The 24,065-nt window shown below is 41.0% G+C and carries 22 protein-coding genes; 2 read left to right on the forward strand and 20 right to left on the reverse strand.

What is annotated here, in order from left to right; genetic code table 11:
* Positions 1-22: 22 nt before the first annotated feature.
* The 9 genes from ACGTN9_RS06385 to ACGTN9_RS06425 form a co-directional block, all read right to left on the reverse strand.
* Positions 23-1,804: a sigma-54-dependent Fis family transcriptional regulator gene (locus ACGTN9_RS06385; protein ID WP_499591517.1), complete on the reverse strand. Its 1,782-nt coding sequence runs from the start codon at positions 1,802-1,804 to the stop codon at positions 23-25.
* A gap of 322 nt (positions 1,805-2,126) precedes the next feature.
* Positions 2,127-2,912 carry an SDR family oxidoreductase gene (locus tag ACGTN9_RS06390; protein ID WP_499591518.1) on the reverse strand — a complete coding sequence of 262 codons (786 nt, stop codon included), beginning with the start codon at positions 2,910-2,912 and terminating at the stop codon, positions 2,127-2,129.
* Positions 2,913-2,942: 30 nt separating this feature from the next.
* Positions 2,943-3,944 carry a 2-hydroxyacid dehydrogenase gene (locus tag ACGTN9_RS06395; protein ID WP_499591519.1) on the reverse strand — a complete coding sequence of 334 codons (1,002 nt, stop codon included), beginning with the start codon at positions 3,942-3,944 and terminating at the stop codon, positions 2,943-2,945.
* A 16-nt stretch (positions 3,945-3,960) separates the two neighbouring features.
* The gene (locus ACGTN9_RS06400; RefSeq protein ID WP_499591520.1) at positions 3,961-5,493 is read right to left on the reverse strand and encodes a tripartite tricarboxylate transporter permease; all 1,533 of its coding nucleotides are present in this window, start codon (positions 5,491-5,493) and stop codon (positions 3,961-3,963) included.
* Positions 5,494-5,505: 12 nt separating this feature from the next.
* Positions 5,506-5,979 carry a tripartite tricarboxylate transporter TctB family protein gene (locus tag ACGTN9_RS06405; protein ID WP_499591521.1) on the reverse strand — a complete coding sequence of 158 codons (474 nt, stop codon included), beginning with the start codon at positions 5,977-5,979 and terminating at the stop codon, positions 5,506-5,508.
* Positions 5,980-6,035: 56 nt separating this feature from the next.
* Entirely contained in the window at positions 6,036-7,055 is a 1,020-nt protein-coding gene (locus tag ACGTN9_RS06410; protein ID WP_499591522.1) for a tripartite tricarboxylate transporter substrate binding protein, read from the reverse strand.
* Positions 7,056-7,182: 127 nt separating this feature from the next.
* Entirely contained in the window at positions 7,183-8,352 is a 1,170-nt protein-coding gene (locus ACGTN9_RS06415) for a UxaA family hydrolase (RefSeq protein ID WP_499591523.1), read from the reverse strand.
* 1 nt (position 8,353) lies between these two features.
* Positions 8,354-8,653 carry a UxaA family hydrolase gene (locus ACGTN9_RS06420; RefSeq protein WP_499591524.1) on the reverse strand — a complete coding sequence of 100 codons (300 nt, stop codon included), beginning with the start codon at positions 8,651-8,653 and terminating at the stop codon, positions 8,354-8,356.
* A gap of 15 nt (positions 8,654-8,668) precedes the next feature.
* Entirely contained in the window at positions 8,669-9,934 is a 1,266-nt protein-coding gene (locus ACGTN9_RS06425; protein WP_499591525.1) for a nickel pincer cofactor-dependent isomerase, group 22, read from the reverse strand.
* 317 nt (positions 9,935-10,251) lie between these two features.
* On the opposite strand from ACGTN9_RS06425, the gene ACGTN9_RS06430 reads away from it, so the two are divergent.
* Positions 10,252-11,967, forward strand: coding sequence for an IlvD/Edd family dehydratase (locus tag ACGTN9_RS06430; protein WP_499591526.1), 1,716 nt, complete (start codon positions 10,252-10,254; stop codon positions 11,965-11,967).
* A 629-nt stretch (positions 11,968-12,596) separates the two neighbouring features.
* Here the strand turns inward: ACGTN9_RS06430 and ACGTN9_RS06435 are convergent.
* From ACGTN9_RS06435 to ACGTN9_RS06450, 4 genes are read right to left on the reverse strand one after another with little or no spacing between them, the layout of a single operon-like run.
* Positions 12,597-13,505 carry a fumarylacetoacetate hydrolase family protein gene (locus ACGTN9_RS06435; RefSeq protein WP_499591527.1) on the reverse strand — a complete coding sequence of 303 codons (909 nt, stop codon included), beginning with the start codon at positions 13,503-13,505 and terminating at the stop codon, positions 12,597-12,599.
* Positions 13,506-13,529: 24 nt separating this feature from the next.
* On the reverse strand, positions 13,530-14,603 hold the full coding sequence (locus tag ACGTN9_RS06440) for an Ldh family oxidoreductase (RefSeq protein ID WP_499591528.1): 1,074 nt from the start codon (positions 14,601-14,603) through the stop codon (positions 13,530-13,532).
* Positions 14,596-15,279 carry an RraA family protein gene (locus ACGTN9_RS06445; RefSeq protein ID WP_499591529.1) on the reverse strand — a complete coding sequence of 228 codons (684 nt, stop codon included), beginning with the start codon at positions 15,277-15,279 and terminating at the stop codon, positions 14,596-14,598. The genes ACGTN9_RS06440 and ACGTN9_RS06445 overlap by 8 nt, the downstream gene beginning before the upstream one ends.
* 57 nt (positions 15,280-15,336) lie before the next feature.
* On the reverse strand, positions 15,337-16,071 hold the full coding sequence (locus ACGTN9_RS06450) for a FadR/GntR family transcriptional regulator (protein ID WP_499591530.1): 735 nt from the start codon (positions 16,069-16,071) through the stop codon (positions 15,337-15,339).
* Between the two features lie 187 nt (positions 16,072-16,258).
* On the opposite strand from ACGTN9_RS06450, the gene ACGTN9_RS06455 reads away from it, so the two are divergent.
* Positions 16,259-16,924, forward strand: a complete 666-nt coding sequence (locus ACGTN9_RS06455) for a FadR/GntR family transcriptional regulator (RefSeq protein ID WP_499591531.1) — start codon at positions 16,259-16,261, stop codon at positions 16,922-16,924.
* Here the strand turns inward: ACGTN9_RS06455 and ACGTN9_RS06460 are convergent.
* From ACGTN9_RS06460 to larE, 7 genes are all read right to left on the reverse strand, one after another.
* A complete protein-coding gene (locus ACGTN9_RS06460) occupies positions 16,877-17,851 on the reverse strand; it encodes a hypothetical protein (RefSeq protein ID WP_499591532.1) in 975 nt (324 codons plus the stop codon). The genes ACGTN9_RS06455 and ACGTN9_RS06460 overlap by 48 nt on opposite strands.
* A 492-nt stretch (positions 17,852-18,343) precedes the next feature.
* Entirely contained in the window at positions 18,344-19,306 is a 963-nt protein-coding gene (locus ACGTN9_RS06465) for a 2-hydroxyacid dehydrogenase (RefSeq protein WP_499591533.1), read from the reverse strand.
* A gap of 33 nt (positions 19,307-19,339) precedes the next feature.
* Positions 19,340-20,374: a LacI family DNA-binding transcriptional regulator gene (locus tag ACGTN9_RS06470; RefSeq protein WP_499591534.1), complete on the reverse strand. Its 1,035-nt coding sequence runs from the start codon at positions 20,372-20,374 to the stop codon at positions 19,340-19,342.
* A 211-nt stretch (positions 20,375-20,585) separates the two neighbouring features.
* On the reverse strand, positions 20,586-21,836 hold the full coding sequence (gene larC / locus ACGTN9_RS06475) for a nickel pincer cofactor biosynthesis protein LarC (RefSeq protein ID WP_499591535.1): 1,251 nt from the start codon (positions 21,834-21,836) through the stop codon (positions 20,586-20,588).
* A complete protein-coding gene (gene larB / locus ACGTN9_RS06480) occupies positions 21,817-22,512 on the reverse strand; it encodes a nickel pincer cofactor biosynthesis protein LarB (RefSeq protein ID WP_499591536.1) in 696 nt (231 codons plus the stop codon). Before larB ends, larC begins: the two co-directional genes overlap by 20 nt.
* 24 nt (positions 22,513-22,536) lie before the next feature.
* A complete protein-coding gene (locus tag ACGTN9_RS06485; protein ID WP_499591537.1) occupies positions 22,537-23,172 on the reverse strand; it encodes an urease accessory protein UreH in 636 nt (211 codons plus the stop codon).
* Between the two features lie 4 nt (positions 23,173-23,176).
* Positions 23,177-23,989 carry an ATP-dependent sacrificial sulfur transferase LarE gene (gene larE / locus ACGTN9_RS06490; protein WP_499591538.1) on the reverse strand — a complete coding sequence of 271 codons (813 nt, stop codon included), beginning with the start codon at positions 23,987-23,989 and terminating at the stop codon, positions 23,177-23,179.
* Between the last annotated feature and the right edge of the window lie 76 nt (positions 23,990-24,065).

A 24,065-nucleotide genomic window follows, 5' to 3' on the forward strand; every position in this document is an offset into this window, starting at 1 on the left:
ACTAGAGCCAGTGTTATTCCTGTCATCCCGCAGGAGTATCAATATGAGATGATGTATCAATCTGATACTTCTTGATTTTCCTGAATAGCGTAGCTCGTCCGATATTCAACAATTCACTAGCTTTATCCATCGGCAAATCATTCTTTTTCACGTAAATTAAAGCTTTCTCGATTGTTTCTTTCTCTATTTTTTCAAGTGAAAAGGAAGGGAGTTCTGAAGCTTGTTCCTGTTGTTTCACTTCCAATTTCCGTGAAATGATCGGCTTTGCTTCCTCTAAGGTGACCCAGCCATCCTGAATAAAGTTGAACAAATACTCAATGAAGTTCTTCAGCTCCCTGACATTCCCTTTCCAGGAATGATGCAGCATCAATTCCTTCACTTCTTTGCCAAAACCAAGCACATTAGCGTTGAATTCTTCATTGAATTGTTTAATAAAATAATCACTCAACGCAAGGATGTCTTCCTTCCGGCTTCGAAGGGCAGGAATCATCATTGGAATCACATTTAAACGGAAATATAAATCCTCACGGAATAATCCTTTTTCGACCATCGACTGCAAGTTACGATTGGTTGCGGCAATCACTCTGACATCGATATGCTTCGTTTTTGTGCCGCCAAGCCGCTCCACTTCCATCTGCTGCACAACTCGCAATAGTTTCACCTGTAACTGGGCCGGCATTTCACCAATTTCATCTAAGAAGATTGTTCCGTTATTGGCCAACTCGAACTTACCAGGCTTTCCCGTTTGATTGGCTCCTGTAAATGCCCCTTTTTCATAACCGAATAACTCACTTTCCAATAAATGATCCGGAATGGCACCACAATTGACAGTAATGAATGGGTGATCCTTACGAGGACTGGCCCGGTGGATCGCTTTGGCAAACTCTTCTTTCCCTGTACCGCTTTCGCCGAGGATTAAAATACTGGAGTGAGATTGCGAGGCTTTAAAAGCATAATCCTTCACTTCCTTTATTTGAGGACTGATCCCGATGATATGATCGAACGCTTTCTTTTTCGTTTCAGCAGCCTGATCAGCAAGATTTTGAATCTCTTCGACAGCCTGGATAATCAATAAGTATTCTGTGGATTTCGGTGATGTGATCAGTTTTTGCAACGTAACAAACAGCGGCTGTTCCCGTTCATCTATAGTCAGATTGATAGTCTGTCGTTTATCCGGTGTGTCATAATCAATCTCTTTTAACAGTTTACAGACACCTTCTTTATCTGAATCATCATTAATACCAAGCAGCATTTTAGCCTTCACATTCATTTCAGCTAATTTCCCCTGCTCATCCATGATGATGATTCCCTGCTCAACCAAATTCATCATCTTCGTCATTTTCAGCGAGTTGTTGGTGAGTTCCTCGAGCATCTCATGTTCATGCAGTTTACTAGCTAATAGATTTGCCATCTTTTCAAGGAAACGCAGAATATCGTCCGTGTTGTCAAATAAACGGAGACGCTGATCCTCATTGAAGGCAAGCAGTCCTATAACGCCAATTGGTTCCCCTTTATACGTGATAGGAGAACAGATCTCCCCAGTCTCCGAACAATTTTGATAGAATAAGCACCGTTCACACACCGACTCGAAGCCAGGATTTTCGATGATAACAGGACGGCCAGTACGAACGGCAGACTGATAGACCAGGTCCCCTTCCATCTGCTGAAGCACACCGCTTTCCTGCTCCCCCGTTCCTGCTACACGAATGAAATCATGGTTGGCGATTTCTACTTCTATTTTAAGCACGGAAGCAATCGCATCTGCTATATTCTGCACTGTCGGCTGGATATCCATCAAGTCCATCTTCATCCCTCCCTAGTTGTGTAACAGTATAACACGATAAAGTTTAGAATTTTCTAATATCTTGTTAGGAAATCTTACAAAGAAATTAACGAATCTCTTATACTTATAACAAGAAAGGGGGGGGAGCAAATCATTTTTCGGCGACTTTAATAATGCATTAGTAACTAAAGAGCTTTTTCATCTGCAATATTATACATACAAAAAAGATGATCCCTTCCAATATAGAGATCATCTTTTTAGATAGCCTGACTTCCAAAATGTCAGCAGCAGGAGATACACTTTTTCCAGGCTCTACTTTACAAGTACTATTTTCTATAGGAATTTAAATCGACTTAACCATCCCTCCGTCGACAACAAATGAACTCCCCGTCATATATGTACTGGCATCAGAAACAAGGAAAGTAACGACTTTTGCAAATTCTTCCGGCTTACCATAACGTCCTAAAGGAATATTCTTTTTAGAAGCTTCCTCGATATCTTCCTTAGCGACCCCTTGTTTCTCAGCTTTCATCTGATCCAGGTGAGCCACCCGGTCGGTAGCAATTCTACCCGGCGCAACAGTATTGACAAGGATATTGTATGGAGCCAGCTCCTCAGCCAAACTTTTAGCTAATCCAACGATTCCTAAACGGAAGGTATTGGATAATATTAATCCTGGTATTGTTTGTTTGATAGAAGATGAAGCAATATTAATAATACTGCCTCCTTCTTCTTTCAAGTCAGGAAGAACTTGCCGTATGATCCGGATATAACTTAATAGATTTAATTCAAACGCTCTTTGCCAATCTTCATCACTGAATTTCTCAAATGTACCCCCTGGCGGTCCTCCCGCATTGTTTATGAGGATATTTATTTTGCCGAAAACTTCCCTGGTTGTAGCTATAAGGTTTTTGATATCTTCCTCACTTGTAATATCAGCAGGAAAGTAGGAAACATTCCCTTTCCCTAATTGTTTAAGCTCTTCATAAACAGTCTGCAATTTTTCTTCGTTTCTGCTGGTGAGCATTACATTGGCACCTTCAGTGACCAGTTGTTCAGCTATTGCTTTTCCTAATCCCTGGCTTGACGCCACTACTAATGCGACTTTTCCATTCAGATTCAAATCCATTTAAAGCTCCCCTTTTGAACAATTATATTTCTATTCTGTAGAAACTTTGCTTTCCCTAGGCTGTTTTACATTATTAACAACGAATTCAGGTGTTTGGCCTTCCTCTACTCGCTCAATATTTTGAAAGGCCGTTTTCAAGACCCTATTTAAAGTGTCTCTCGTCCCTGCTCCAATGTGAGGAGTAGCAATGACATTTTCAAGGTTAAACAGCGGGTTATTAACTTGTGGCGGCTCTTGCTCCCAGACATCTATACCTGCACCGGCAATTTTCCTTTCCTTTAGTGCTTGATATAGAGCGTCTTCTTGTACAATTCCTCCACGTGCAACATTCACTAAAATAGCATGCTGCTTCATCAGCTCCAGCTCCTGTTTCCCAATAAGTCCCTTCGTTTCAGGTAATAGTGGGATATGAAGACTGATGATATCTGATTGGATCAACACTTCTTCTAATGATAAAAATTTTGCACCCAGCGCTTTCTCGTGTTCTGGTGCTGCTTGAAATGCATCATAGTAAATAATGTTCGCTCCAAATGCATGTGACCTTTTCGCTGTTTGACGACCAATGTTACCAAATCCGATTAAGCCATGCGTTTTACCTTCCAACTCAAATGAGGTTGGTCGATGCTCCCACATTTCCCATTCACCAGATTTAGTTGTTCTGTTCATTAATGGTAATTTTCGATATAAAGCTAATATCATTAAAATTGTCAGTTCAGCTACACCTGTTGCATTTGCACCTGGTGTATTGGAAACAGGGAATCCATACGTATCGGCAGAGGAAAGGTCAATATGATCTACACCTATCCCTGTCTTTTGAAGAAATTTCGCATTAGTGGCTTTTGAAAAAATCTCGTCTCCTGTTTTGTGAGTAGCTACTAATAAATAATCGACCTCTGGAAGAATTCTTTCACGTTCGTTATCACCCATCTCATGCCAGAAATATAAATCAAATCCTGCCGGTTTATGGCCTAATAAGATAGCTTTAAATTCTTCCGTCGTTTTATCAAAATAAAGAATTTTTTTATTCCCCATGATTTCCTCCTATTTATTAACTGATTTTTGTTTCCTGAGTATCTTTCAAATTGGTCGCATTCCTTTTTTCCCACCATTTCATAACCAGTGGTGAAAATAGAGAAATTACAGTAAGTGCAATCAGTACCACAGAAATAGGCCGTGTAAAGTAATAAGTTAGCAAGTCCGTTTTAGCCATTAACATAGACTGTCTCAGCCCGTTTTCGGCAATTGGTCCTAGAATCATCCCAAGGATAACTGGAGCCGGATGGAATCCGGTTTTTCTCATAAAATATCCGATTACACCAAAGACCACCATCACCCATACATCAAAGATATTATTATTGATGGCATAAGAACCCACTACACAAAGGCCAATGATAATAGGGGCAAGTAACTTTTCAGATACGCCGGATATCTTTACAAAGAACCTTGCGCCCAATAACCCGATAACACCAAGCAATAAGCTGGCAATAATAAAACCAAATATGACAGAGTAAGTGATGTTAGCATGGGTGGTGAATAGTTCATGTCCGGGAACAAGCCCCTGGATCATCAAGCCGCCCAAAAGAACAGCAGTAGTGGAACTTCCAGGTATCCCAAGAGTTAACAAAGGAATCAACGCACCACCGGTAACCGCGTTATTAGCAGACTCCGGTGCAGCAACCCCTTCAATATAGCCTGTTCCGAATTTTTCCTTGTTTTTTGAAAAGCGCTTTGCTTCATTGTATCCAACCCAGGACCCAATATCACCGCCTGCTCCAGGAAGCATCCCTACGAATGTCCCTATCCCGGAAGATCGCAAAATAGAGACCCATACTGTTTTAAATTCCTTCTTAGTCGGGATAACCTTACCTGACATAGCATCGGATGAAATTTTTTTCTGCTTCTTTCCCCGGTTTTCCGCTTGGATCATCACCTGGGATAAAGAGAACAGCCCGATCATGGCTGGTACAAGTGCAATGCCTGATTCTAGTGACATACTTCCAAAGGTAAACCTTGGATAACCAGTCAAAATATCAACACCGATAGCACCAATTAATAAACCAATTACCCCAGCCGCTAATCCCTTTACCATGGACTTTGCCGCAAGACTGCCGATAATTGTCAGTCCAAAAACAGCAATAAGAAAATATTCAGGCGCACTGAAAGCTAATGATATCTTAGATAGTGGAGGTGCAAGGAATAATAAAGCCAATGCACTGACTGTTCCTCCGATCATGGAAGATATAGTAGCCATTCCGATCGCCTTGGCCCCCTGCCCTTTCAGGGTCATTTGATAACCATCCAGACTACTGGCCGCTGAAGCCGGGGTACCTGGGGTGTGAATCAAAATAGCAGAAATGGATCCCCCGTATAATGCAGAAGTATAAATAGCTGTTAACATGGTTAGACCCGCAACTGGTTCCATTCCAAAAGTAACAGGAACCAGCAAAGCTACAGCCATTGTGGCACTTAGTCCTGGCAGTGCTCCGATTATAATACCTCCGAAAACTCCCAGGAACAACGCAAGTATGGTTTGGAAAGATAATAGGTTTTGAACAACTTGTCCTAAAATTTCAGCGTTCAAATTCAGCACCTCCTATTCAAAGAAAATTCCAGCTGGCAGTTGTACGTTCAGTTGCATGACGAAAACTAAATAAATAAATAAGTTTAAACCTACAATAGTGAAAGCATAAGCTTTCCAGCTTCTTACTTGCATATAACCAAGGTAGGAAGCCATAAAGAGAATGGTAGCAGGAAAAAAACCGATGAAAGATAACAGCCATACATAAACGACTACTATCGCCAGTGTTATAAGTGGGGATTTAAGTAGTTTCATATTTAATGGGGCTTCATCCCCATCATATTTTAATTCTTCTCCCTCTCTTAATAATTTCGTTTTCTTTATTCCTTTTAAAATAATAAAGATCCCAAAGAGCGTAAATAAAACCAATAAGCCTTGAGGGTACCTGGCAGCTTCTTCAATCAGTCCAAGCGTTTTGGTAAAAAGGAAGATAGACACACCAATAACGATTACTCCTACATATATATCCTGATGGAGTTTACTGCTCATATTTCCTTCCTCCTTCTATGTAGCAACCGGGCATTTCTGCCCGGTTGATGTTATGATTACCAGCCCATAAGATCTGATAGAGCTTTTACTCCTTCTTCGTCTTCCTTCAACAGCTGGTCATATTCTTCTCCATCTAAATAGTCTACCTGTAATCCCATTTCACCCATTTTCTTTATTTGTTCCTCATTTTTAATTCCTTTTTCAAAAGCTGCACGCAGGATTTCAAGTTTTTCCTCATCAATTCCCGCTGGTGCTGCCAGTCCTCGAGCAGACCAGGAATATACATCTTCATATCCGCTTTCAGCTAAAGTTGGTACATCCTCAAGGAATGGAGACTTTTCTTTACTCATGACAGCAACAATTTTAACCTCGCCATCCTTATGAAGGGATGCCAGTTCTCCTACGTTGGCAAATAAAACGTCTACATGGCCGCCAAGGACAGCTGCGCGACTATCGGCAGCCCCACTGTTATGGACAGCCTTAAACTTGGTACCGAATTTGTCATTCAACTTCAAAGATGCGTAATGATCATCACTACCAGCTCCAGTAGAAGTTGCAGTCAACTCATTTTCCTTGGCATACTCCATAAGCTCTTCAATAGTCGAAAAACGATCATCATTTGGGCGAATAGCGATGGCACCTGGGTCTGTCACATGGTTGGCAATCGGAGTAAAACTATCAAGGCTTTGATCGCGATTGTATTTCGGGTCAAGATATCCAGTCATCAAGTTAGGAGTATTGATATAACCGATGGTATATCCGTCTGGATCAGCATTAGCAAGCTCTGTCCAGCCAACCCATCCTCCTCCACCAGGTTTGTTGATAATATTCATATCAACGCCCAATTCTTCCTCAACATATGGAATCAGGATACGCGCCCCAGTGTCCGTACCTCCACCAGCCGAGTAAGAAACGATGACATTGATCGGTTTATCGGGAAAACCTTCTGCACTTTCACTGTCTGATCCTCCATTTCCTCCTTTATCATCTGACGAAGTACCACTCGCGTCTCCGTTACAAGCGGCCAATAACAAAATAAGTCCAAGCAACATAAATGCAGATAGTAATTTTTTCAAAATATTCAGCTCCTTATTTTTGATTTTTAAAACGGTTTACCAGCAGCCTTCTCATGCATTTTTTATGTATAACCCCCCCTTTAGTAAATTTGAAATTAACGCTGATAAAAGCGCTTTCATTTAACGCCTATGGAAGACGAGTGACGCAAAATTGTTCATCATGCCCTAATATCTCTGCTTTTACATGTTTTCCAGAAGCGACTTCCAGGATTTCCTGGTAGATTTCTTCTCCTGCTTGCTCAATCGTTTTTTCTTGCTTCAAAACAGTTCCTGCGTTAATGTCGATGTTCTCTTTCATTTTGATATATGTTTTTGGATTCCCAGTAATTTTGATTACTGGTATTCCAGGAAAACCTGTAGGAGTACCACGTCCGGTCGGGAACAAAATAATCTGAGCTCCTGCTGCAACTTCGCCAGTTGATACTTCACCGTCATGTCCTGGTGAGTCTAATAAAAATAAACCTTTTTTATCTGGCTGATGACCATACTGAATCACCCCACTGAAAGGAGAGCTTCCAGACTTTTTCATACTTCCCAGGGACTTTTCTACTACACTTGATAAACCTCCGTCATAGTTCCCTTTAGAAATAAGGTGGGTACGGTCTTTATTAGTCGAACCCTCTGTTTGCCTTCTGAGCTTTTCTTCAGTAAGACTGATCGTGCCTCTTATCAAACTGGCAACCTCATCATCCACTGCTCTTCTGGCTAATATGTCTTCTGTTCCTATTAATTCAGTAATTTCACTTAATATTGAGGAACCACCCTGGCTCACAAGTTTATCGGATGCATATCCCAATGCAGGGTTGGCTATAAGCCCTGAGGTCATATCCGAGCCCCCGCAGTTCAACCCAACCATTAATTCGCTGACTGGAAATTCCTCTCTCGTTTGCCTGGAAGCGATTTGCTGCATTTCCCGTGCTATCTTGCTCCCTGTTTGTATAGCAGCTAAAGAATCACCCTCTTCTTGAATCACTACTGTTTCTAACATTTTCTCGGAAGGGGCAATCCCCTCTGCCAGTTCATAGGGCGAAAAACGTTCACAACCTAATCCAACTACCACGACCCCCGCAAAATTCGGATTCTTGCCTATCGCAATTAAAGTCTTGGCTGTTACCTCGAGATCTTCACCTACTTGACTGCAGCCAACGGGATGTCTGAAATAAACACAGCCGGGTACTTGGTAAGCAATCCGTTCCGCTACCTTTGCGGCACAAAAAACGGATGGTATAACAGCAATCTGATTTCGTATCCCTACTCGTCCATCTTTTCTGGCATAGCCCATAAAAGTGTCGGTCAATCTACTTCATCCCCCTCTCACAATACATGTTGTGGGTATGTATCCATCCCCCTGTATTGACTACTTCGCTCATCTTCCCGATTTCCTCTCCATACTTTAAGACGCTTTCGTCTTTTCCAATTGGGCAAAGCGCCAATTTATGACCAAAACTTATGTCATCTAAAGCAGTAACCCATTGCTCTGATTCTCCCAGCCTAACCGAGCATTTTTCCCCTTTTTTCAAATCCGATAGAGCTACCGCAACATTGTCATCAGGGTGTATGACCAGCGCCCCTTTTTTCGTTTGTGTAGCTGTTTCCAAGAGCCTCCCTCCTTTCTAATAAGAATGAACCGTGATTTTTTTGGCCAGATTGCCATTTTCATCATGGGAAAGCTCATGTTCACCTAGTATTTCGAAACATACTTGATCGTCTTCCATCTGTTTTAACACGGCTTGAGAAACGAATATATTACTTAAATGAAGGGTATTTGGAATTTGGACAACTTTACTATCATTTATGTCTTTATCTGGTCCGAGGCTCTGAATGGCAGTTTCAATGGTTTCTTTTTCACTTTCATATATTAGTGGAATCATAGCTCGTTGAAGGTATGTACTGGTTAGTGCATTCGTGTAGGTGGATTTTTTATCAATCTTGTTAAACAAACGTTTAGTGGTGAAATCAGCAAGCCCAACTCCTTGAGCATTACCAAATGAGGCATCATTAAGGTCTAAAACAGCAATTTTACTTATCCGAGGCTTTGTTGGTTCAGGTACACCATTGATCCTCCATCTTCCAATGATATTGGGATCCATGCCAGTACCACTGAAACTCTTTCCCATTTCTTCTACAATTAATAGATCAATATCTTCAATCGGAAGCTGTGGCATCATCTTTTTTGACCACTTTAACAGCTCGGCTTCTTTTTGATGCCATTCGGATTTGTTTATCGCGACGATGTCGGCAGTTTCATCGTAGCCATTCTCAATGATAGCCAATCCCATCAGTATATTTGTGTTTTCAAGGGCATACTTGGATACGCTTTCAATATTTTCCGCCATTTGTAATGCTCCATCACTATGTACAAAAGAAGCACCTTTTCTTTTTCCTAAACCAATAGTGACCATTTTACTGAGCCCACTCTCAACATTGCCGCGAAATGCTGTATGAGCTTTGACACGATTGACAACAATTATCCCATCAGCTTGAAACGCTATTTCATCCATATAGACCGGTTTACCATTGGGTGTTGTGCCAACGAATTGTGTTTCCATTGAGGATCGGATTGGAGCTCCTACCGAATTTTCCGTAATACCCAGGTGCTTTAATACTTCCAACTGTCCTTCTTTCGTGGCACCGCCATGACTCCCCATAGCTGGTACTAAGAAAGGGTTGAAACCCATGGAATTAAGCGTGTCTACTGTAGCTTTTAAAATTGCTACAATGTTAGTGATTCCTCTGCTTCCCGCTGTGATAGCTATGTCTGCAGAGGGAGGCAACTGACTTACAGATAAGTTTTTCAAAACTTCTTCTTGAACTTTTTGCTCTACAGAGCTAAGTTTTTCACTTGAAAATTTCTGTTTAATCTCCATCATTTTCACCATCATTTCCTCCCCCTCTTTTCTAAATTAAATTATTATATTACTATGGTCAGACCAATTTGAGTATGTAAATATAAAATTTTGTAAATTATATTGATTTGTTGTTATCTTATAATATTTCAGAAAATTTTGTCAAGAGTATTTATACAACTTTTTAAAATGTTTATAACGGTCCATGCGCTAAAGATCCGTATTTAACTACATAATATTCTGAATTTTATTTCTATTATTTCAATATTATGATAGTATATGGATAAAGATAGGCGATACATATTGGTCATACCATAATATAAAGTGTTTTTTATTAAGGAGGAAATAAAATGACTGGGAAACAAAAAGAAAAAAAACTTACCTCTTATGGAGATGCCGGCTTCAGCAAATTCATTAGACAGGCATTCAACCGACAACTGGGGTTTGAAAAAGAAGATTTTGAGAAGCCTGTCATCGGTATTTGTAATACGAAAAGTGAAATCAATCGCTGCCACTCCCACATTCAACCGTTAATCGATGCCATTAAAAAAGGTGTATTAATGGCTGGTGGTATTCCTTTGGAGTTCCCTACTATATCTCTTGGGGAAATCAATACAAGTCCGACCACGATGCTGTATCGTAATATGGCCGCAATGGATACAGAAGAAATGATAAAAGCCCAACCTATTGACGGTGTTGTTCTAATTGGTGGGTGTGACAAAGTGACCCCATCACAACTGATGGGTGCAGCGAGCGCCGACATTCCCTCCATCATGATTACAGGCGGACCGATGAACAATGGTGAATATGAAGGGAAAACGCTTGGAGCTTGCTCAGATTGCCGGTTCTTCTGGCAAGAATATCGTGGCGGAGAAGTCGATGAGGAAAGTATTGAAGAGATCAACGCAGCTCTGGCACCTACAGCTGGACACTGTATGGTAATGGGAAGTGCAAGTACGATGGCTGTTTGTTCTGAAGCGATGGGAATGATGCTCCCTGGAGGCGCGGCCATCCCAGCAACAGAAAATAAACGAATGAAACATGCCATTGACACAGGCAAAAAGATTGTAGAACTAGTGGAAAAAGATGTGAGGCCTTCCCAAATTATCACAAGAAATTCTCTTGAAAATAGTATCCGGGCACTAATGGCGGTTGGCGGCTCAACAAATGCTGTCATTCACCTCACAGCAATCGCCGGACGCCTGGGCATTGAATTACCCCTTGATTTATTCGATCAATTAAGCAGGACGACGCCTTTTATTGCTAATTTACGGCCAGCTGGTCAATACCAAATGGAAGACTTTTATAAAGCAGGTGGAACTCCTGCTGTTCTAAAAGAATTAGAGCCCCTCCTCCATTTAGATGAAATGACAGTAACAGGTGCTCCTTTAAGAGACAGCCTTCATGATGTCAAAGTGTCTGATGTTTATCGAAACATCATCACCACATTTGAGTCTCCTTTACATAAAGAAGGTGGGATAGCTGTTCTGAAGGGTAACCTTGCACCAGATGGTGCTGTCATCAAGCCGAAAGCTGCTTCATCCGAATTATTAAAACATACCGGGAGAGCAGTAGTGTTTACATCTTCTCAGGATCTGGAAAATCGGATTGATGACCCAGAACTGGATATCAGTCCCGAGGATATCATGATTTTACAAAACACTGGACCAGTAGGGGCACCAGGAATGCCTGAAGCCGGGATGCTGCCAATCCCCAATAAGCTGCTAAAACAAGGGGTACGCGATATGGTGAGGATTTCAGATGCACGGATGAGTGGAACAGCATTTGGAACAGTAATCCTGCACGTTGCTCCCGAATCAGCAGTCGGTGGACCAATTGGATTGATTAAAACTGGCGATATAATAGAACTTGATGTGGAAAACCGCAAATTGGAACTTCACGTATCGGAGGAGGAATTGGAGCAAAGGAAAACCGAATGGACAGCTCCGGTGTTTGAAGACAGGGGGTATACACGTCTCTATCAAAACCATGTCTTACAAGCAGACAAGGGATGTGACTTCGACTTTCTCCTGGCGACAAACAAGGATAAAGTAAAAACAGAATAAAAGTGTCAGGAAAAAAAAGCAATTCTGATTATAATTGCCTCAGACTGTCGGGAAAATCCCGGCAGTCTTTATTTTCTCCTATACTTTAATTTTTTTACCACATTAATCCTATTCGATGTTGAAGCAGTCGTCTGGACACTGGTTATCCAAATGCTCCCCCCCACGTAGTGTGGGGCCGCGGAAAGCGAGCGGTATTTGCCCACGCGGGACATAAAAAAACTTGCAGAAAAACCAGAGGCCACTGAAAAACTGAAACTCTATGGTTGATATAATTTTCCAATAACGGTTTGCGTTGAATTTAATTTGTACAAGAAAAAAAGAGTGACTTTCTTTAACAAATCAAAGAAAATCACTCTTTTCAGATTGGCCTCTGTTGAATCCACGCTGAGCATTCGGTGGTGACGCCTGCGGGAACAGCGCGATCAGAAGCCACTTGGTCAAGTGGTTTTATTGACCAAGTTAGCTGTGGCCGTGCCCGCGGCAAGCACCCACCGACAAGCGATTCGTGAGAATCAACAACAAGCTTTAACAGCTCTTCTAGATTAGAAAGGACTTTTCAGCGAAAAACCATAAGGTTTCTCTGCAAACTGAGGCATTCTCTAATCACAATAGCCTTTTTAATACTACATTTACTTGTTGGCTGCTTCTACTTCTTCCCGTACAGATGATACTTTTAAATCCTTGACCGGGTTTACTAGTTTATTAAACCCATCAATCTGACATTCTACAACATCGCCATCTCTTATTACGACAGCTCCCGGGGTTCCTGTAGAGATGATGTCACCAGGCAACAGTGTCATAACTTTGGAATGAAAGGAAACCAGATCCCAAGGTCTGAAAGTCATATTGGAAACGACATTTTTGCGATGTAATTCCCCATTGATAACAGTGGAAACATTTAAATCTAATACCTCATCGACTTCATCAGGAGTAACGAGTTCCGGACCAAAACTGAAGAAAGAATCAAAGCTTTTCGATCTCGTTAAATACCGTGGGTTATGTTGCAAAATATCTTCAGCAGTCATATCAATGATCGTAGTAAAACCTGCAATAACATTCGGCGCATCTTCTTCGCTTACATTTTTACACTCTTTCCCGATGATAATGCCCAGCTCAGCTTCAGCAGTTGTCCGCTCTGATTGGTGTGGGACTTTAATTTGGTCACCAGGACCAATGATTGTTGTGTCTGGCTTCATAAAGCTTGCCGGCTCTTTATTGGGTGCTTGTTCGCTTAAGTCAGAGGCATGTTCTACATAGTTCAGGCCTATCCCCCATATTTTTCGTGGGTGCCTATATAAAGGTCCGTATTCAATGTCCTCGTTAGAAATGACTTCAAAGAAACTATCTAATTTACTTTCACCTTCGGCCTGGTACCATTCCTGTAAATGGTTGAGTTGTCCTGATTGTACTAAGTCAAATAAGTTTGTACTCCAATTAAAATTAAGATTGCGATTAATGGATTCAATTAATATGGCACCCTTCTTCGTAATGACAGCAGCCTTTTCTTCTCCATTTCTTTTTACAGTAGCTAATCTCATACATACTCTCCCCTTTAATTTATGTTAGACATAGGTTTGAATTAACGTAGGCTCTATTTTATATCGTTGTGCAACCTGGACAAGTTCATCGATCACTTCCAGTGATAATGGAATGCCATTTTCCTCTCGGTCCTTTGCGGTTTCTATTTCCATTTCCCCAGGAAGGTATATCTTTTTTGCACCATCCATTAATGGAACTTCCCTTACTTCCCTGATGATTTGATCCATTCTCTTCTTAAATGTATCCAGCTCCTGGAATAAGTCGGCTCGCATGACTAAAAAGAACTGCCCTACGTTTTGGGAATGGTTTAATTCCTTATATAAATCGCCAATATAAGGGCCGAATGCAGCCCCGGTAAAGAGCGCAGACAAGGTTTCCACTAAAAATGCTATCCCATAACCTTTATGTTCCCCGACAGGTAATACCACGCCATCCACTGCTTTACTAGCATTAGTGGTGGGAGTGCCTTCAGGCGATAACGCCCATCCTAATGGAATTTCTTGTTTATTCTTTTCTGCCAATAATATCTTTCCTCTGGCCACCTTACTTGTAGCCATATCAAACAAGATATTAGATTCTTCCCCTGCAGGCACCCCATACGCAAATGGATTGGTACCAAAAAATCGTTCCTTCCCTCCCCAAGGAGGCATATTGGAAGGAGCGTTGGTAGTGGCAATGGCAATACAATCATTATCAACAGCTTTCTTAACGTAATCAGCCATCATTCCACAATGATTGGAATTGTTGATTCCTACAATTCCGACTCCTGACTTCCTGGCTTTATCAACTGCCAGTTCCATTCCATAGGTGGCAACAGGGATTCCTGAGACATTTTGAGCATCAATTAAAGCACTGACAGGAGATTCACGCTTGATAACCGGATCAAACTTTTTATTCAAAAGGTTCTTATCCAGGCGTTTTGTATAAATCCCTACTCTACTGACACCGTGAGAATCTACTCCTCTCAAGTTCGCGAAAACAAGGTGCCTGGCAATTAATTTAGATTGTTCTTCATCCAGTCCAGCCTTAAGAAAGATTTCCTTCACAAAGGTTTCTAAATTTTCTTTAGGAATCCGTTCCCCTTGATAATTATTCAAATACTAAGCACCCTTTCTTTTGAAGGACTTCATCCACCCATGTTCGATCCCATGTACCATCATAAATAGACTTGATGATTTCCACTTCTTTTGCTGCTAACTCTTTTGCATCTTTCGCTACAGCAATAACATCTTCCTTAGGAATAATAATGACTCCATCATCGTCTGCTACGACAATGTCGCCCGGTGAAACAGGCACGTTACCACAACTGATTGTTGTATTAATTTCCCCCGGTCCTTCTTTATATGGACCACGAGGAGTTCCTCCTCTAGCAAAAACCGGGAACCCCATATCGGCAATACCTTTCAAATCCCGAACAGGACCATCAACAATATAGCCAGCAATTCCTTTAACTTTCGCATAGTGACACATGAGTTCCCCTAAAATAGCATTTCCCATGTCGCCGCAGGCATCAATGACAATAATGTCTCCAGGTTTAGCAAGATCCATGGCTTTATGTACAAGAAGATTATCCGAAGGATGTGTTCTCACGGTGAATGCGCTTCCAACAATGTGCATGCCAGGATGATTAACTGGTTTAATAGAATGATGCATCGCCCACTGTCTTCCCATTACATCGCCAATATTAGGGGTAGGTATATTTTGAAACCCTCTTATTACATCTTCCTCTAACCTCTCAAAATTTTCCTTGATTCGGAACCCTACGTTTCTCATTCGTTTCCTCCTTTATAATTTTATTATGGTCTGACCATTTTATGGTGAGAAGAACCATTACATCGGTTCTTTACTCTGCTTAATATTTGCCCAAATTTTCTTCTCATTTTGTGTAAGGTGATGCCTCATTGCTTCGGAGGCAGCCTGCGGATCTTTTAGTTGAAGCGCATTCAGTATTTGTTCATGTTCTTTGTATGCCTCTATAAATCTTCCCGGCACCTTTGAAGATTGCATTTTACTTACTCTCATTACTTCCTCAAATTTATTAGAAACCCTGTCAAACACATCTTTATAAATAGAGTTGTGGGAAGCAAGGATGATGGAGTAGTGAAAGATATAATCCTCTTCCAAACCCAGTGAGCCGGCCTTATGGGCATCTACAAGGTTTTGATGTGCCTGGCGGATCACTTCTATATCTTTATCTGTAGCTCTGATAGCAGCTAAAGCGACAGCTTCTACTTCCATTCCACGGCGAAACTCTAAAACTTCTTGCATTTCACTGCGATCAAGCAGGTTGTTCGTTACCCTCTCTGCAATACTCTCTCCGTATAACTCTTTTAAGAAGATTCCAGCTCCGGTCCTTTTTTCAATGACCCCATTGGCATGCAGGACACTCATTGCTTCTCTGACAGCTGTTTTACTTACTTGGAATATGGTTGAAAGTTCATTTTCAGATGGCAGCCGCTTCCCCGGCCGTATCCCCTCTTCATGAATGTATTCTTCTATTGCCAGAATAATTTCTTCAAACAATCGTTTTTTTCTAATCGGCTTTAATGCCATTGCTATCACCATCTTATTAGTTAATGTATTACCTTCATCCTGTTATTTGTTATGATGGTCTGACCAATATTTCAAAAAATTTTAACTCTTAATAATTACTTTATAAAAAATCTATCGTGACGTCAATACCCTGCTCACTATTTTTGTATAAAGCTTTTTGGTAAAATATATTACATAAAGGAAAAAGACGGTGATACTAATGAGTAAAAAATACCAACTAGAGACAGTACCACGAATGTTTGAGGAAGTCATACGACAAATCATTTTTTATATTCAAGATGAAGAATTAAAAAAAGGTGATAAACTGCCACCAGAAAGAAAATTGAGTGAATTACTTGAAGTAAGCAGATCTTCGGTAAGAGAAGGTTTAAGAATATTAGAACTCCTGAGATACCTGGAATCCAGACAAGGTGGAGGGACGTTTGTTTCTGAACCGCCTCCCTTTTTGATACCTATGACCATTACACAGAACCAAACAGGCTCGAAAGAATTGAATAAATACTTTGATATCGCTTTAATGAACGCCGAGAAAATTATTTTTACATCTTTAAAACAGGATACTTCCATCAGTCTTAAGTCAGGAAAAAACGAAAACTTTTGGAAAGAATTTTCCGTATGGATCAATGAACTTGGAAAACAATTATCGAATGAGTATTATATCTCCTTATGGAATAATATTTATGCCCTGTTAACCAATCATCATTTCTTCCAGACTGTTACATCGCCGTTAAAGCTTGATGACCTTAAGATCGCTTTCTACAAAAAAGATCGAAAAACCCTGCAGGAATTTTTTCAGTCCATTCAGGAACAGTCTAACTCAGTGGACGGCATAAACGAAGATGGTTCCTATGACGAACATCGATAAAAGGTAGATACCATTCCACTTGAAGCCTACGTCCACTCCTGAATGTTTGACGGAACCACTAACGAGTAGATTCAGTGGGTTAACCGGACTTAATACTGCTGCCATTGACCAGGAAATCATAATCAGAAGTGCAAGAACTTCAGGTGTAGTACCAATAAAAGATGCATCCATTTGGGTAACAAGAGCGGTAACTACAACTATTTGATGAATACCTATAAAGCATAAGGAAACGATGATTCCCATCACTGCCAGTATGAATAAGAGAAAAGACATAGAGGCAATATGGTTTAGAAATTTCCTTATAGATGCTGCAATAATTGTACCTTGCAGCGCTTTTCCGAATAATCCCGCACTAATGAACAGAACCACTTCATTGTTCATACGTGGCAGAGAGCGGTCTTTAAATTCCATAAAGTGTTTTTCTACCCTTTTCCATTGCCTGGTGACCAGTGACCATAGGAGTGGATAACCTACTGATACCAAGCTTACTAAGAACATCATCGGCCATTTTGTAATGTATTCCAATAAGAAAATGGATCCCATTAACAAGGTGATAATTCCAATTAATGACCATAATTTTTTCCTATGCATACTATTTTGCTGGCTATTCACCTCTTTGAGTTCCGTTATGGCCGCTTCTTCTTGCTTGCCTTTCTCTGTACCATTCGCTCGGGAATAAAACCGGAACAGCAGGTTACCTATGACCATTTGTATAACTGCCATGGTTAAACCAAGTGGAACATAGCTCGCAAAAGGAACTTCAAGGTAATACAAGACCAGGGCTACGGAGGCAAAATACGGCGACCATAAAATAACAGTAGAAAATCCAACCAGATAAGACTTTGCCAATAGCACCGATGAGAGTTTGATATCTTTGATGGTTTCGTGTAAAACACGTATAGAGCCCAGGTTTAAGACAGGTCCCATGCAAAAGATAAAAAAGGAGATACTCCCGAAAATTTTCTTTGTATCTACCGCCATATTCTCCAGAAAGAACCTCACAGTCTTGAAATATCCTTTGATTTTTAAAGGGATGGATAGTAAGGGTACTAACAGGACTAAAACTAATAAAGGGATATTCATAGTAATCCCACTTGAAAGCTCCGCTATTCCCTCTCCTTTTGACAGCGTAAAAAATATTCCCAGAATAAACATAATACCAGACAGCATACGAGGTGTACTTTTTGCGTGACGTAAACTCAAAAGGAAAACAATCAAGCTTAGGAGCGCTAAGGCTATTTCAAAGTTGATTGCCTGAATAAAAAAGTTCAAAAAATAAAAAAGGCACATTCCTATAATCAGGTTACTTTTCAATCCGAAACTTCTATTTGCAATTTGTTCTGCCTGCACCTGTGCCACTTTCACTCCACCTTCTTAATCCCTTTAATAATTCCCTTTATCGATGTGACATAATACTGCTTAAACGACTACATGCTTTGGCGTTTGCTTTGTTAATGCTCGTAATAGATTTTCGGCTGCAAGGTCAGCCATTCTTAATCTTGTTTGAATGCTGGCACTCCCGATGTGAGGAAGTGTAACGACATTAGGCAAAGCTAGGAGGGGGTGATCCAAAGGTACGGGCTCTTGTTCAAACACGTCCAGACCTGCTGCCCAGATTTTCCTATTCTTAAGTGCATGATACAGAGCCTCTTCGTCCACAATCCCTCCTCGTGCCGTATTAATAAGAACGGCCGTTTCCTTCATCAATGAAAGCTCACTTTCAGAAATAAGATGATGTGTTTCTGGAGTATATGGGGTCAGGACACAGACAAAATCCGAATCACGTAAGAGCTCCTCCAGCTCTGCATAAACAACTCCCAGCTCTTCCTCTATATCATACTTTCGATTCCGATTGTGGTATAAGATGTTCATATCAAATCCTTTTGCCCTCTTAATTACTGCTTCACCAATTCTTCCCATTCCGATTATCCCCAGTGTCGCCCCATGAATGTCTTGTCCTGTCAGTTGCATAGGAGACCATGTTTCCCATTTTCCTTTTCTTAAATAGTCAGATGATTCTACAATTCTTCTTGCTGTTGCCATTAACAAGGTGAACGTTAAATCAGCCGTGGTTTCAGTCAGTACACCAGGGGTGTTTGTTACCGTAATGCCTCTATTTTTGGCTGCTGTGATATCAATGTTGTTATACCCCACGGCCATATTACTGACAACCTTTAAGTTTCTCGCACCTGAAAGCAGCTCCTCGTTGATTTTTTCTGTCAGCATACAAAGCAAGCCATCGACTTCTTGCACCTCTTTTAACAAAACTTCCCGAGGTACCTCCACATCTTCTTCTTCCCACATTTTCACTTCACAAATTTCTTCTATCTTTTTCACTACGCGGTCATTCAATTTCCTGGTAATATACACCTTTGGTTTCACTGACTTACCTCCGATTCTTATATTATAATTTTTTTATTCATTGGAAAGTTCAACATGCTGGTTGCCTCCACAAGATTCTCGAATGATCAAGCGGGGATCTAGTGTCGTTACATCTCTTTGAGTACTGTCTGGATTCCTGGTCAGTTGGATTACTTTGCTGGCAGCAATCTCACCCATCTTGTAAGCTGGCTGGTAAATGGTTGTGAGGGGTGGATCAAGGTGCGGCGACCATAATGTTTCATCATAACCAATTAAGGAAATGTCCTCTGGAACACCGAGATTTGAAGATTTTATGGCTTGAAGAATTTCTAAGGTCATTAAATTATTAGTCGAAAGGATAGCATCCGGACGTTGGGGAGTTGATAATAGCTGGCATGCCTTTTTGAATGCTTCGCCTTGCTTTTCCTCTACTATCTGGATCAGGTTGGAATCGACATCCATCCTATTTTCCAAATGTCCTTGTTTATAACCAGTAATTCTTTCTAAACGCGGACTTATTTGTGATGGGGAGTATACGAACATGGCAATCTTTTGTTTGCGTAGTTTTACAAAATGATCAATGGCCAGTTTAGTTCCTCTCACATTATCCATGACAATGTTTGGAATCGGGAGACCCGGCAGGCTGCGGTTAATCGTAATAAGCGGCAGCTTGGAATTCACTAACTTTCCATACAAGGGGAAATTTTTCACTGTCGGGTTAATAATCATGCCATCCACTTGCTTCAGCTGAAAAGAACGGATATGTTTTTCTTCCAACTCAGCATCTTCATTTGAATTACAGATCATTAAATTGAAACCATGCAATCTGGCGGCATCCTCAATCCCTTCCAAAACATCCACCCAAAAAGGGTTTTTCAAATTAGAAAGTAACACCCCTAAGACGTTTGTTTTTCTGGATTTCAGGCTTTTGGCAAGTTCGTTCGGCTGGTAATTCAAGTCTTCAATCACCTTTAAAACTCTTTGGATGGTATCTTTTTTGTTGTGATTATAATTACCATTAATGATTCGGGAAACGGTTGCTTTAGAAACGCCAGCTTGTTTAGCTACGTCCCCGATGGTCACTTTCATAGGAAATCCACCTCGATTCATGGATTAAGGAGAAGGGGGAAAGTTTGGAAAACGATTTAGGAAAACGGTTTCTAAAAAGAATCATAGCAGTTAGGTATGGTAATTGCAAGATTTTTCTGACTTTTTATCTGAAATATATGAAGGTTGAATCAGAAAAGCAAAAAAGGAAGCTGGATAAATGCCAGCTTCCTTTTTTTGTGATTATGAACGACTATATCGTTATTTGTTCTGCGGCTATCTGCTCAACCAATTTATACACCTTATTAAAAGGAACGTGGTGCTTGATGGAAACCTCTTTAATATCCTCATATTCAGGAGTGATTTTATAAATGTCTCCGTGTTTATATCCGATTTTCACACTGACTGTTCCATAAGGTGTATCAATCTCTTGAAAACGCCGATCAAGTATATTCCTCTCCCATTTTGACTTACGTATTCCAAAGGTGCTGGTTTCCCTTAATAATAAATCCTCGAAAATGTAAGCGTCGTCCGGTTTGCTTAACAAGGTAATCAATATACCAGGCCGGCTTTTTTTCATGGTAATCGGTGTATAATATAAATCCAAAGCTCCCTTAGCCAGCGCTTTTTCCATTAAATACCCCATTGCCTCTCCTGCCATATCATCGATGTGACATTCAAGCACGGTAATTGACTCCACTTTAGCACGTTCTTCTGCTTCAAAAAGTACCGCTCTTAATACATTTGGGTGATTAAAATCCTTCTTCCCTGCTCCGTATCCGATATTTTCTATACGCATGGCAGGCAGGGGACCGAAATCACTAACTAAAGCTTTGATAAAGCCAGCCCCGGTGGGAGTCGTCAGTTCACCTTCCACCTGGAAGTCGGCTAGAGGCACCCCTTTAAGAATTTCTGCCGTAGCAGGAGCAGGGATTGGATACAGCCCATGTGCCATCATTAGTTTTCCATAACCTGTCGGAACGGGTGAAGCGATTATTTTATCGACTTCTAAACTCTCCAAGGCGAGACTTACACCGATGACATCGATAATGGAGTCCATGGCTCCTACTTCATGGAAATGCACTTCAGAAGGATCCATTCCATGTATTTTCCCTTCCGCCCTGGCAATCACTTCAAAAACAGATAGGCTTCTTTGTTTCACTCGCTCAGGCAAGTCACTTTCTTCAATCATCCGGAAAATCGTTGAAGCATGGCGGTGAGGATGGTCATGATGATGGGTAGAATGATGATCATGAGAATGGCTATGAGCAGATGAAGCTGCCGTATGAACATGCTCATGAGCAACTTCATCAAATTGAAGTACTAACTGTTTAGAAGAAATCCCCTGTTTATCTGCCTGTTTTACGTCCATGGTAAATGGATCAATAGGCAGCTTTTTTAATTGAGATGCAATGTAATCCATATCCGCGCCTAAGTCGATTAGCGCGGACAAGGTCATATCTCCAGAAATGCCGGACTGGCAATCAAGGTAAAGGTTTTTCATGTCCGACCTCCTCTGAGGCAAGCTGTAAAATCAACGCAGCCTGATACGCAGCCCCAAATCCATTATCGATATTTACGACACTCATTCCAGAAGCGCAGGATGTAAGCATCGAAAGAAGCGGAGTCAACCCTTCCAGATGTGCCCCATAACCTACGGAAGTCGGGACAGCAATTACAGGCCTTTTCACCATCCCGCCTACCACACTCGGCAGAGCCCCTTCCATCCCGGCTACTACGATCAGCACACTTGCCTGGGTGATTTCTTCCCGATGGGCAAGTAAACGATCGATCCCGGCGACGCCGACATCATAAACCCTCTTCACTTTACAGCCCATCCATTCGGCTGTAAGTGCAGCTTCTTCTGCAACAAATAGATCCGAAGTACCCGCACACAACACTAATATTTCCCCAGGATACCTTCTGGTCGGTTCGCCATATAATAAAATTCGTGACGTTTCATCATATTTCGCTTGAGGAAACGCTTCTTGCAATGATAACGCTTTCTCTTCAGATAAACGGGTGACCATCACTTTTTCATGGTGGTCGATCAACCGGCTCATTATTTGAGAAATATGGTCTGCTGACTTTCCTTCTCCATAAATCACTTCAGGGTAGCCTGTCCGCTGTTCGCGATCAGTGTCTACTTTACAGAAACCTAAATCTTCGAATTTCTTCATTTGGTCCACCTTCTGTCTTTTTACTTATGTAAATAATCCATCTATGAAACCCACCATATAAATATAATAGAGGCCATAACCAATACTTAAAATAGCAGTCGCTTTTGTAAGAACAAAGCTGATCCGGTTCTTATTTACAGCGAAAAGAAACGGAATACTAAGGGCAAATGTGAATAAGAGCATTCCTAAAATTGTTCCAGTTCCGAATGTGCCGATATAGAGAAGCGCATCCTGGAGTGAATCAACCATGGAAAAAACCAGGAGAGTCATCGCCGCACTACCTGCAAGTCCATGGACCTGTCCAATAAACATAGATTTGAGAAACAAATTGCCTGATGTGTTTCTACTTTCCTTTGGAGCATGATTTTTTGCTGGAAAAAACGTAGAAATCCCTAAATAAACCAGCATGATACCAACACCTAATTCAAACGTCTTTTCCCAGGTTCCTGAAATACTGGTTTGGGTGAAATGTAAAACTAAAAAAATGAACAGTAAAGTCAGAGTATGCCCAATTCCCCAAAACACACCTAAGAACCCTGAGCGCCATGGTGATTTATTCTTTCCAACGATAGTCGAAACGGCTACAACATGATCCGGCTCCAAAGCATGTTTGATACCAAGCAGAAAGCCAAACCCAAGAATCGCGAATAAACTTTCCATAATATTACTTCACTGCCTGTTGTAAGGTTTTGTTCATGCTGCCGCTTTTATAGCCGGATAAATCCATGGTAACGTAAGTATAGCCGAATTCTTGCAATTTAGCGGTAATCTCACTATGGTGCTGAAGTAAAACAGGCATATCCTGTGGTTCAACTTCAATTCTGGCGATTTCTCCATGAGTACGAACACGAACTTGACGAATCCCTGTAGACCTGACTACTTGTTCAGACTTATCTATTCTCCTCAGTTTCTCGATCGTTATCTCTTCTCCGTATGTAATCCGGGAAGAGAGACAAGCAAAGGAAGGTTTATCCCAAGTTCGTAACCCCATCTGCTGAGATAACTCCCGGATCTCACTTTTGTACAGATCAGCTTCCTGCAAAGGCCCCCGGACATTGTATTCCCTTGCTGCTTTAGTGCCAGGCCTATGCTCGCCCAGGTCATCTGCAATCAATCCAAAAGCAATGTTTTTATAACCTTGCTCTTTCATAATCGGGATGAGATGTTCGAAAAGGCTTTTCTTGCAGAAATAGCAGCGGTTGGCCGTATTCTCTGAATACCCCGGTATATTCAGTTCAGAAGTTTCGATTATTTCATGCCTGGCATCAAGCTGCTCTGCAAGTTGTTTTGCTTCCTGAAGTTCTTCAAATGGATAGGTTTCACTATCCGCTGTCACTGCGAGTACATTTTCTCTTCCGAGTGTATCCAGAGCTACTTTCAACAAAAAGGTACTATCCACTCCACCAGAAAATGCAATCACAACCGTTTGCATTTCATTTAGAATTTCTTCCAACTTTTCTAACTTATGATTTAACAATGAAACCCTCCTCTATTTCCTTTTTTAAAAACTAATGATTATTTACTCTATATTAACACTATTCCGACAATTTCTG

Origin of the sequence: Halobacillus sp. B23F22_5, from assembly GCF_043497085.1 — a bacterium.
Taxonomy (GTDB): Bacteria; Bacillota; Bacilli; order Bacillales; family Halobacillaceae; genus Thalassobacillus.